Annotated in this window: 13 protein-coding genes; 4 read left to right on the top strand and 9 right to left on the bottom strand. The window is 55.1% G+C overall.

Translation table 11 applies throughout. The features are described from left to right. Window positions 1-59 precede the first annotated feature (59 nt). Both E3E30_RS06785 and E3E30_RS06780 read left to right on the top strand, forming a co-directional pair. Window positions 60-902, top strand: coding sequence for a CBS domain-containing protein (locus E3E30_RS06785; protein WP_167728802.1), 843 nt, complete (start codon window positions 60-62; stop codon window positions 900-902). A 36-nt stretch (window positions 903-938) separates the two neighbouring features. Then, window positions 939-1940: a homoserine dehydrogenase gene (locus E3E30_RS06780; protein ID WP_167728801.1), complete on the top strand. Its 1002-nt coding sequence runs from the start codon at window positions 939-941 to the stop codon at window positions 1938-1940. On the opposite strand, the gene E3E30_RS06775 is transcribed toward E3E30_RS06780, so the two are convergent. Continuing rightward, entirely contained in the window at window positions 1927-2337 is a 411-nt protein-coding gene (locus E3E30_RS06775) for a hypothetical protein (protein ID WP_167728800.1), read from the bottom strand. The genes E3E30_RS06780 and E3E30_RS06775 overlap by 14 nt on opposite strands. Before the next feature lie 13 nt (window positions 2338-2350). Beyond that, the gene (locus E3E30_RS06770; RefSeq protein ID WP_167728799.1) at window positions 2351-2755 is read right to left on the bottom strand and encodes a hypothetical protein; all 405 of its coding nucleotides are present in this window, start codon (window positions 2753-2755) and stop codon (window positions 2351-2353) included. Between the two features lie 90 nt (window positions 2756-2845). On the opposite strand from E3E30_RS06770, the gene E3E30_RS06765 reads away from it, so the two are divergent. After that, on the top strand, window positions 2846-3370 hold the full coding sequence (locus E3E30_RS06765; protein ID WP_167728798.1) for an ASCH domain-containing protein: 525 nt from the start codon (window positions 2846-2848) through the stop codon (window positions 3368-3370). 87 nt (window positions 3371-3457) lie between these two features. Continuing rightward, window positions 3458-4402 carry a hypothetical protein gene (locus tag E3E30_RS06760; protein WP_167728797.1) on the top strand — a complete coding sequence of 315 codons (945 nt, stop codon included), beginning with the start codon at window positions 3458-3460 and terminating at the stop codon, window positions 4400-4402. On the opposite strand, the gene E3E30_RS06755 is transcribed toward E3E30_RS06760, so the two are convergent. The 7 genes from E3E30_RS06755 to E3E30_RS06725 form a co-directional block, all read right to left on the bottom strand. Further along, window positions 4389-5108, bottom strand: coding sequence for a ZPR1 zinc finger domain-containing protein (locus tag E3E30_RS06755; protein ID WP_167729026.1), 720 nt, complete (start codon window positions 5106-5108; stop codon window positions 4389-4391). The genes E3E30_RS06760 and E3E30_RS06755 overlap by 14 nt on opposite strands. 75 nt (window positions 5109-5183) lie before the next feature. Next, window positions 5184-5579: a cell division protein SepF gene (gene sepF / locus E3E30_RS06750; protein WP_042692686.1), complete on the bottom strand. Its 396-nt coding sequence runs from the start codon at window positions 5577-5579 to the stop codon at window positions 5184-5186. 51 nt (window positions 5580-5630) lie between these two features. Then, the gene (locus tag E3E30_RS06745) at window positions 5631-5918 is read right to left on the bottom strand and encodes a hypothetical protein (protein WP_167728796.1); all 288 of its coding nucleotides are present in this window, start codon (window positions 5916-5918) and stop codon (window positions 5631-5633) included. Between the two features lie 21 nt (window positions 5919-5939). Beyond that, window positions 5940-6758: an exosome complex protein Rrp42 gene (gene rrp42 / locus E3E30_RS06740; RefSeq protein ID WP_206203807.1), complete on the bottom strand. Its 819-nt coding sequence runs from the start codon at window positions 6756-6758 to the stop codon at window positions 5940-5942. Further along, entirely contained in the window at window positions 6751-7500 is a 750-nt protein-coding gene (gene rrp41 / locus E3E30_RS06735) for an exosome complex exonuclease Rrp41 (protein ID WP_042692692.1), read from the bottom strand. Before rrp41 ends, rrp42 begins: the two co-directional genes overlap by 8 nt. Further along, on the bottom strand, window positions 7484-8257 hold the full coding sequence (rrp4, locus tag E3E30_RS06730) for an exosome complex RNA-binding protein Rrp4 (protein WP_042692694.1): 774 nt from the start codon (window positions 8255-8257) through the stop codon (window positions 7484-7486). The genes rrp41 and rrp4 overlap by 17 nt, the downstream gene beginning before the upstream one ends. Next, window positions 8254-8964 carry a ribosome assembly factor SBDS gene (locus E3E30_RS06725; protein ID WP_042692697.1) on the bottom strand — a complete coding sequence of 237 codons (711 nt, stop codon included), beginning with the start codon at window positions 8962-8964 and terminating at the stop codon, window positions 8254-8256. The genes rrp4 and E3E30_RS06725 overlap by 4 nt, the downstream gene beginning before the upstream one ends. Between the last annotated feature and the right edge of the window lie 3 nt (window positions 8965-8967).

Below are 8967 nucleotides of genomic sequence, written 5' to 3'. Positions count from 1 at the left end.
TTTCCTTTTCTAAAACCTTAAATAGGGGGACACCGTCTTAGGTTAAGCGGTGGTAGAACATGAGGGTAAAGACCCTGATGACAAAGGACCCAGTGGTAATACAGTTGCCGGCGACGAGGGATTACGCACTTGAGCTGTTCAAGAAGCACAACGTTCGTTCCTTCCCGGTCGTTAACAAGGAGGGAAAGCTCGTCGGGATAATAAGCATAAAAAACGTCCTCATACATCCTGACGAAGACCAGCTCGCCATGCTCGTCAGACGGGATGTTCCGACGGTCAAGGCGAACGACGACCTTAAGAAGGCCGTTAGGAGAATGCTCGAGACCGACTACCGGCGCGTTGTAGTTGTTGATGACGAGGACAGGCCGATAGGAATACTTACCGTTGGCGACATCGTTAGGCGCTACCTGGCCAAGAACGAGAAGCTCAAGGACATAACGATTGACCCCTACTACCAGAGGAACGTCGGTGTCGTCTGGCGCGGAACTCCCCTCAAGGTCGCGCTCAAGGCCCTCCTCCTCTGCAACGCAATGGCGATTCCGGTCATAGACGACGACGGCAACCTCGTCGGCATGGTCGACGAAACCGACCTCCTTAAGGACGGGGAAGTGGTTAGAGTCATGAAGCAGACTGCGCTGGCCGCTTCAAGTGAGGAGGACTGGATTCTGGAGAGCAACCCGACGCTCCTCTTCGAGAAGGCTGAGCTCCAGCTTCCCCAGAAGCCGGTTGAGGAGATAATGAACCCCAACGTCGTCGTTGCCACACCACATATGAGCGTCTACGAGGTCGCGCAGAAGATGGTCCAGCACCACATCGAGCAGCTGCCCGTCATCAAGGGTGAGGGCGAGCTCGTCGGCATAGTCAGGGACATGGACATAATCAAGGTAATCCTCAACAAGTGATTTAAGCCCCTCCTCCTTTTCTATTCCGGTGGTTGGATGGAGGTGAAGGTTGGGCTCTTCGGCTTCGGCAACGTTGGCAAAGCCGTTGCTCGCGTTTTGATTGAGAAGGAGCGCTTCTTCCGGGAGAAGTACGGTTTATCCTTCAGGGTCGTCATCATTTCAGACACTAGCGGAACCGTGTGGCTTCCCGAGGGAATTGACCTGAGGGAGGCTCTGCTCGTCAAGGAGAACTTTGGAAAGCTCTCCGCGTGGACGAACGACTACGAGGTCTACAGCTTCTCGCCGGCTGAGGCGGTTAAGGAGATTGAGGCCGACGTGGTTATTGACGTGACCAACGATAGAAACGCCCACGAGTGGCATTTGGAGGCGCTGAGGGACGGGAAGGCTGTCGTTACGAGCAACAAGCCACCACTGGCGTTCCACTACGCGGAGCTTACTGGTGAAGCCGAGCGGAGAGGTCTGCCCTACCTCTTCGAGGCGACGGTTATGGCAGGGACGCCAATCATCGGGCTCCTCCGCGAGAACCTGCTCGGCGACACGGTAAGGAGAATAAAGGCCGTCCTGAACGCGACGACGACGTTCATACTCTCCAGGATGGAGCAGGGAATTGACTTCGAGAAGGCGGTAAAGCAGGCTCAGGAGCTTGGTATAGCCGAGAGGGACCCGAGCGGAGACGTCCTCGGAATTGACGCCGGCTATAAGGCCACAATCCTCCACTGCGTTGCCTTCGGGCCGATTACCTTCGACGAGATTACCGTCAAGGGAATCGCGGAGGTTACTGTTGACGAGGTTAAGAGGGCCCTCGCAAAGGGAAAGAGGATTAGGCTCGTCGCGACAGTCGAGGAAAACAACGTTAGGGTCGCCCCGGAAGAGGTTTCAGGCCCGCTCGCGGTTTCAAGCAACGAGAACGTTGCCCTAATCGAGACCGACCTTCTGGGAGAGCTCCTCGTTAAAGGAGCCGGCGCCGGGCTGAAGGAGACGGCGAGCGGGGTGGTGAGCGACCTCGTGAAGGCATCGCTGAAACTCAGGGCAAGGTGATTTCTTTTCCTTCGGCCTTTATTCTGAGCTCCACTTTGCCAAAGCGATGTCTAATCGCGCGGATTCCCAGCGTTCCACAGGGAGTTTCGAGCGTTTTCTCCTCGAAGAGGGGGAAGAAGTCCCTTGCGAGAACCTTTCCCTCCGTGTCCTTGAGGGTTATGGTGGACGTTGCGTAATCCGGAACGAGGAGAAGCGTTTTTCCGTTGCACTCCACTCTGAGGGCACGAAAGCGGTTTGCCAGGGCGAGGAAACCGAGGGCTATAAAAACGTTCATCAGCGATAGGACTGGCCGTTTTTCAATTAATCCCACCGTGAGGAGAAGGAGTGAGAGGGCAAGGTATGACAGACCAAACTTCCAGAGGCGCTGGTTTTTGACACGGGTCTTTTTCACGTTCACTTCACTGCCCCCCTTAGGGCAGACGGTACCTCCTACCTTCCACCTCAACAATCAGGACGGTTCCGAACCAAGCGGGATTGTGGTAGAACTTAACAGGGACTCCGCACACGGTGGTCTCAACGGGTTCTTCCACCCAAATCTCCCGTGAGGTGTACTTATCCTCCAGAATTATGACCTTCTTCAGGCCATCGTGGGCCGAAATCTCGCAGACCCTTCCGCCCTTCTCTATCCTTAAAACCGGTGTTCCCCATATTGCCTGCCCCAGGAGTGGTCCTATTACAAAGCTTCCTACGAGGATGTAGAAAGCAGTGGAAGGAATTTCGAGAAAGAGAAGGAATACTAAGAGTACAAGCCCTACCACGACTCCAAGGACTGACGCCCTAAGCTCCTTCCGCCGGGTCTTTTTAACGGTTACCATCCTAATCCCTACTAAAATTCAACCTTGGGAAGTTAAAAGCTTTGCCCAAACCTTTTTATTCCCTCCATCGAGGGTTCGCCAGGTGAAAGCATGGAGCACGTCATAGCGCTCCACCAGGTTTACGCCGAGCTGATATTCAGGGGCCTCAAAACGGTCGAGGTCAGGAAGAGGAAGGCCTTCGACGAGGGTGACCTGGTGTTCCTCTACATAGCGCGCGGAAACCCCTACGAGCTGAGAGACACGCTGAGGAGGCTCAACCTTCACGAGGAGCAGACTCTGACTCAGAGGGGAACCATCGCCGGGGGCTTTGAGGTCGGCGAGGTGATAAAGGCTGACTTAGAAACTCTCTGGGAGATGGCGAAGGATACGAGCGGTTTAACCCTCGTCCACGGCGAGAACGGGAAGAACTGGCTGGCCAACTACATCAAGGACTACGGCTACGTCTTCACCATCGAGAGGCCGTTTCTCTTCAAGGAACCGATGAGCAGGGAGGAGATGAAGGAGCGCTACGGAATCCACGTCGAGGGCATAATTCACCTCTCAAGGAAGACGAGGAAGCCCTGGGTAAGGGCCCTGATTGAAGATTTGCTCGCAAGGGACTACTTCTACCCCTGATGATTTTAGGGCTTCCTAACGCGCCTGCAAACCTTTTTAAGCTCCTCCTTCTCAGTTCAGGATTACCGAAGTATGGATGTGTTCTGAATGAGGTTTGGGATTAGATACGTTCTGGCGTTTCTTCTCGTGGGACTCGTTCTCGCGGGAAGCGGGTGTATGAGCTCTGGAACAGGCAGTTCGACTCCGTCTGCAACAGACACCTTCTCAGAGAAAAGCTCCGAGAAAACCCCGACCGAGACAACCGAAGACGTCAAGCTCAACGCCGACCTGCCCGTCACGCTCAAGTTCGACACGATGAGGGTCGTTGTATCGGACGTTGACGAGCCCCTCATCGAGGTCATAACGAGCGAAACCGGGAGCACCGACGCGGTCGTGGTTGTTCCGGAGGACTCCTACGAGGTTCTCGAAACCGACGACGGCTACGTCGTTAAAATAGACTACTCAGACGGTTACTACGTCAACATTGACTACTCCTACAGCGACGATGAACCCCTCAAGACGTTCTATTACCTTGAAACCGACGATGACTACCTCGTTGTCAAATCGCGCGACTATTTTGGCGCGGTTGACGACACCGACCTGGATGGCGACATCGAAAATGCGGTGGAGCTGGCCAAGAGCGCGGACAACCTTGGCGAGTACACCCTTATGGTGGCCGAGCCCAACGGTAAGCACATGACTTTCAACCCGAACAGCGATGACGTTGACATCCTCACGGGCAACATTTACATGGCCGATGAGGACGTTGCGAAGGTTGACAAGCCCTACGTTTTCATTCAAATCGTTGACAACGGCGATTCACTCGACGTGAGCGACGTCACCAAGGGCGTCGCCGGCGACATGGCCTTTGGAATACCCTTCATACTTGAATACTCCAACTACGTGAACGGCGACAACGTCTTCAGCGTCATCGCGGTAAGCATGGACGACTATAAGAAACTCGCGAACGGGGAAGCTGAACTCAACTTCGACGGAAGAAACGTGGAGGTAAATGGAATCGAGGACAAGGTCTTCGTCCTCATTTCTCACTGAGCTCTTTCCCCTCTTTTTCGTTTTCTCTTGGGTTTTTACCGCCTTCCTCGGCCTCTTCTTGCCCTTCAAGCTCCTCCGGGTTAACTATCTGGTAGGGCCCGAGGCTCAGCTTCTGGATTTCCTCCTCCGTCAAAAGCCTGCTCTTGACCTTCTCGCCTATGAGCGCGCTGTTGCCAAGGGGGTCGGCTATCTTCACCGTCAGCGGCTTCTTCCCTTCCTTGACGTCCTCGATGTACTGCAGTATCTCGTCGGCCTTCTTTACCGCTTCTTCGTCGCCCTCCTGCTTCCTGAACTCCCTCGCCATTAGCAGGGTTTCGCGAACCCTCTCAAGAACGCCCTCGACGTTCGTGATGAAGCCTTCTGCGGCCGGTCCCGGTTCAATCTTGACGCCTATCTCCTCCAGCTCTATCGTCCCGCTCTTGCTCCTAACCACGCGGGTGAAGAGGTCCTTCTCGTTCTCGACCTTAACCGTGTAGAGCTTCGGTGGCCTGTCCTCGAGTATCATGACGTCAGCGTTTCTGTAACCACACTTCTCGCAGATTATCGTGCTCTCCATGACCTTGCCGAAGTAGGGAATCTCGTGGATGTGCTGAATGGCCTTGAGCGTTCCCTTTCCACCGCAGATGGGACAGTCGCCGAGGCTTATGACCTGAACCTCGCCGAGTTCGGGATTAACCTCAACCTTCTCGCCTTTCTTCTCGCCCATGAGCATCACCGAGAAGAGAACCAGGGATGCCTTTATAAAGTCATGGTTTCGGTTGAAGTTTGAAAAAGGAAAACCTCATTTGGCAATCTTTATGTCCTCAGGAAGGAGGATGAGCTTAACCTCGGTCTTGCATATCTTCGCCGCCTGTCCGCCGAAGGCGTTGACCATGCCCTTAATCTGCTCGGCGACCTTTTCAAGGACGTCGGGCCTCTTCTCGAGCGGGGTCAGGTCAACTATGACTATGTTGCCCTCCTGAAGCTCGCTGGAAATCCTCTCAAGGTCGGAGTAGCTGGTCACGGTTATCTTCTTCAGGTAGCGGAGCTGGGGCTTAACGAGCTCCTTAGCAAGAACATCCTCCTCAATCGGTACGACATCGATGTCATGCCTGGGAGCGACTTCCTTCTTAACGCTCGCGGGAGGTTTCATTTTAGGCTTGTTCTCCTTCTTTTTGAGGCTGTCAAACAATCCCATGAGGGTTCCCCCCGGTTAATCGTAAAGCCGTTTAGTTTTATGCCTTTTCCTTTATAGCTCTTTCCCAAACTCCTTGGGGCTCTCCTCGCGAAGCTTGAAGAGCCCAAAGAAGGACAGGGAGAAAGCCACAACGCCCGAGAGCATCACAAGGGCGCTTGGAATGCCCCATCCCTTCTTTCCGGCGATGTAGAGACCCCACACGAAGAGGGCCAGACCCCAGAGGGCCGTTGTGAGGAGCAGGTCCTTTTTCCTCTCCTCCCGCAGAAGGAGGTAGACGGTCCTCACCGCGAAACCGGCGAAAATTACTGACGCAACGATGCTCATGAAGTCCATCGCCACCACCGGAAAAGAGGGAAAGGGTCAGGCCTTTCCAACGGCCTCAAGGACGATTTTCCTGAGTTCCTCGGCCTTCTTGAAGGCGGTATCCACTGCGTACATGACCTCTTCAAGCTTGAAGCTTCCGCCCTCGCCCTTCTGAACCGCTGAAATGTGGCCGTTCTCGTCGGTGGTTATCGTAATCCTGCCGTCCATGACGCGCTCCTCGTCTATGTTGGGGTCAACGACCATCGTGTTGCCGATTTTCGCGAAGGTGACCGGTATCGGGACGCTCTTAACCGGCAGGGGCTCGTACTCGTCGAGTATCTTTACCTCCCCACTCTCCTCGTCGTACTCAATCTTCGGAATCTTGGTGCTCATCAGGGCCGCTATTGCACCTATTCCGCTCGCGTCGAGCAGGTTGCCGTCGTGGTCGAGAACGTGGACGTCGATGAAGATAACCCTGACGAGCTTGCCGGGGACGATGACGAGCTTCTCGAGCTCAACGGCCCCGCTCTCCCTTATTCCCCTGTCCACAACACGGGCGAGCTCGATGGCGTTCTCGTCCGGCGGACCGGGCTCGAAGGTCGGCGAGGCAAGGGGAACGAGCTCGACGTTGGTCGTCATGACGCCCTTCTCCGGCAAATCCGGAAACGGCTCGCCGAGGTCAACCTTTATTCCGACGAGGACCTGCGTGTTGCCGAGCCTGACCCAGGCAGAGCCCTCGGCCTTCTCTATGACGTTGACCTTGACCTCGAGGTCGCGGTAGTCCTCGAAGCCCCTTCCGTCAATCCTCTTGCCCTCCCTGAGGAGGTTTATGATGTGGTCGCGCATTATGCTGGCCATGACTTCCATCTCACTCATTGCCCGCCACCTCCTGGGCTATGCGGAGGTATTTTTCTTTGAGCGCTTCCCTCTGCTTCTGGTAAACCGCCTTGGCTCCTTTTATGGCGAGCTTCACTGCCTCAATGAACTCCTCCCTCGTCAGGTAGCCGTCCATCTGAAGGAGCGTTATGTCGTTCTTGAGGGGCATTATTGCAACGGGAACGTCTGCTTCACCGTAGTTGTCCTCGTCCTTGTTGAGGTCGAGGACTATCTCTCCGTCAATCTTTCCGGCGGCGCACGCTGCCACAAGGTCTTTCATCGGTATTCCAGCGTCCGCGAGGGCAAGCGAGGCCGCTGTTATTCCGGCAACCCTTGTCCCTGCGTCGGCCTGGAGAACCTCTATGAAAACGTCTATCGCCGTTCTCGGAAACATCTCGAGGATTAAGGCCGGCTCAAGCGCGCCCCTTATGACCTTGCTTATCTCGACGCTCCTCCTGTCCGGTCCGGGCTTTTTCCTTTCCTCAACGCTGAAGGGAGCCATGTTGTAGCGGACGCGCAGAATTGCCCTGTCCGGCCTCTGGAGGTGCTTGGGATGAATCTCCCTTGGGCCGTAGACAGCGGCCATTATCTTGTTCTTGCCCCACTCGACATAGGCCGAGCCGTCGGCGTTTTTGAGGACGCCAACCTCCATTTTAATGGGCCTAAGCTCGTACTTCTTCCTGCCGTCGATTCTCCTACCGTTCTCGTCGATGAGCTTTAAACCCTCAGGCCTGCCCATCATCATTCTCACCTTCCTTCTCCTCAAGCTGGGGGATTTCCTCAATAACTCCCTGCTCCTTGAGCTCCCTGAGCCTCGAAAGCAGGTACTCCTTGACCCTGTCGGTCAGCCCCTGCGTGTGGCTCTCGCGGTCAACCTTGAGTATCGCCTCTATCGCGAGCTTCTCGAGCTCATCGTTCTTTCCGCTCACCCAGACCCAGCCGTTCTGGCCCACTATGATTCTCGTCCCGGTGAGCTTCTTAATCATGTTAATCATCGAACCGCCCTTGCCTATGAGCCTCGGCACCTTGGAAGGCGTTATCGTGACGAGCTGTCCTCCCCTGAGCGGGCCGCCCTTGAAGGGCATACCCTTCGTTGTGAGGTCAATCTGGTTTATCTCGTTGAAGGCCTTCACCTTGGCGTAGATTATGTCGCCTATGTCGTAAATCTTCCGCAGGTCGGTCTTGAGCAGGTCTATGCGCTCCTCAACCGCGTCCTGAACGCGTAAATTGGCCTGGTACGGTGCCCCTATGTCAACGGTCCAGTTGGAGAACTTGACGTCCACTATCTTTCCGAGGACGTTGTCCCCAACCTCCGGGATGTAGGGCCCTTCGAGCGGAATGACCCTTATGAGGTCTCCCCTTATCTCGACGAGTCCTATCACCGTTGAGTAAATCCTGTTGCCTTCCCTGAAGGTTCCCCTTCCGTTCTTAAACGGCCCCTGGGCGAGCAACGTCCCAGGGACGACCAGTTCCCTTGGTTTTACAAAAATCCGCCTCATAGTCCCTTCCTCTCTACAAGTTTAGTAAGAGCGGTGCCCTTCGTCAGGGCGTTAAGCTTCTCATAAAACTCCTCCTCGATTCCTCCGGGAATCTCGATGAGGAACATCCACGAGCCGTCGCTGGCCCACTCCTCGCGTTTTATCGTTCCGAACTTTCTAACCTCGCCGTAGGCCTTCCCAACGTAGTCGCTCGGTATCTTCACCGCTATGACCTTGACCTCGAGCTTTATCGGGAGCAACGGTCTAATCGCCTTGATAACCTTCGGAACCTGCGCCTCCGCGTCCTTGAAGAGGTCAATGTGAACCCCTGCCTCTTCCATCGCCCTCAGGATTCTGTCCACCGGGTGCGGATAGCCGGTCCTCGGGTCAACCGCGTGCCTGTGGATTATCGTCGCTATGTAGCGCTTTTTCTCCTCGAGCATCTGCCTCCTCTGCTCCGCGGTGAGCTGAACCTCGCCCTTCTGGAGGATTATTTTAGCGACTTCATAGGGGTCGCTGGTTCCGAAGATTTTCTCCATCTCGTGCTCGCTCGCCTTGTCGCCCTTGTGGGCATCTTTGAAAACGTAAGGAGTTGCGAGGATTTCTTCTATGGGAACTTCCTTGCCCTCCTTGAAGTCCCTCGCGAGGTATGGGTCAACGAGTATCTCGAAGGTCTCGCCGTGCGTCTTCAGACGGGCGATTACCGCTTTGTCAACGCTAATCGGCATCGC

It is taken from the genome of Thermococcus sp. 9N3 (assembly GCF_012027685.1).
In the GTDB taxonomy this organism is placed as follows: Archaea; Methanobacteriota_B; Thermococci; order Thermococcales; family Thermococcaceae; genus Thermococcus; species Thermococcus nautili.
Note: the sequence above shows the minus strand (reverse complement) of the source record. Positions and strands in the feature narration are given on the sequence as shown.

What these genes read in the sequence shown, in the direction of transcription:
- rrp42 (WP_206203807.1), bottom strand. Translation starts at nt 6,758, where the DNA reads ATGAGTGAGATGGAAGTCATGGCCAGCATAATGCGCGACCACATCATA.
- sepF (WP_042692686.1), bottom strand. Translation starts at nt 5,579, where the DNA reads ATGGGATTGTTTGACAGCCTCAAAAAGAAGGAGAACAAGCCTAAAATG.
- E3E30_RS06725 (WP_042692697.1), bottom strand. Translation starts at nt 8,964, where the DNA reads ATGCCGATTAGCGTTGACAAAGCGGTAATCGCCCGTCTGAAGACGCAC.
- E3E30_RS06785 (WP_167728802.1), top strand. Translation starts at nt 60, where the DNA reads ATGAGGGTAAAGACCCTGATGACAAAGGACCCAGTGGTAATACAGTTG.
- E3E30_RS06780 (WP_167728801.1), top strand. Translation starts at nt 939, where the DNA reads ATGGAGGTGAAGGTTGGGCTCTTCGGCTTCGGCAACGTTGGCAAAGCC.
- rrp41 (WP_042692692.1), bottom strand. Translation starts at nt 7,500, where the DNA reads ATGATGGGCAGGCCTGAGGGTTTAAAGCTCATCGACGAGAACGGTAGG.
- E3E30_RS06765 (WP_167728798.1), top strand. Translation starts at nt 2,846, where the DNA reads ATGGAGCACGTCATAGCGCTCCACCAGGTTTACGCCGAGCTGATATTC.
- rrp4 (WP_042692694.1), bottom strand. Translation starts at nt 8,257, where the DNA reads ATGAGGCGGATTTTTGTAAAACCAAGGGAACTGGTCGTCCCTGGGACG.
- E3E30_RS06755 (WP_167729026.1), bottom strand. Translation starts at nt 5,108, where the DNA reads ATGGGCGAGAAGAAAGGCGAGAAGGTTGAGGTTAATCCCGAACTCGGC.
- E3E30_RS06770 (WP_167728799.1), bottom strand. Translation starts at nt 2,755, where the DNA reads ATGGTAACCGTTAAAAAGACCCGGCGGAAGGAGCTTAGGGCGTCAGTC.
- E3E30_RS06760 (WP_167728797.1), top strand. Translation starts at nt 3,458, where the DNA reads ATGAGGTTTGGGATTAGATACGTTCTGGCGTTTCTTCTCGTGGGACTC.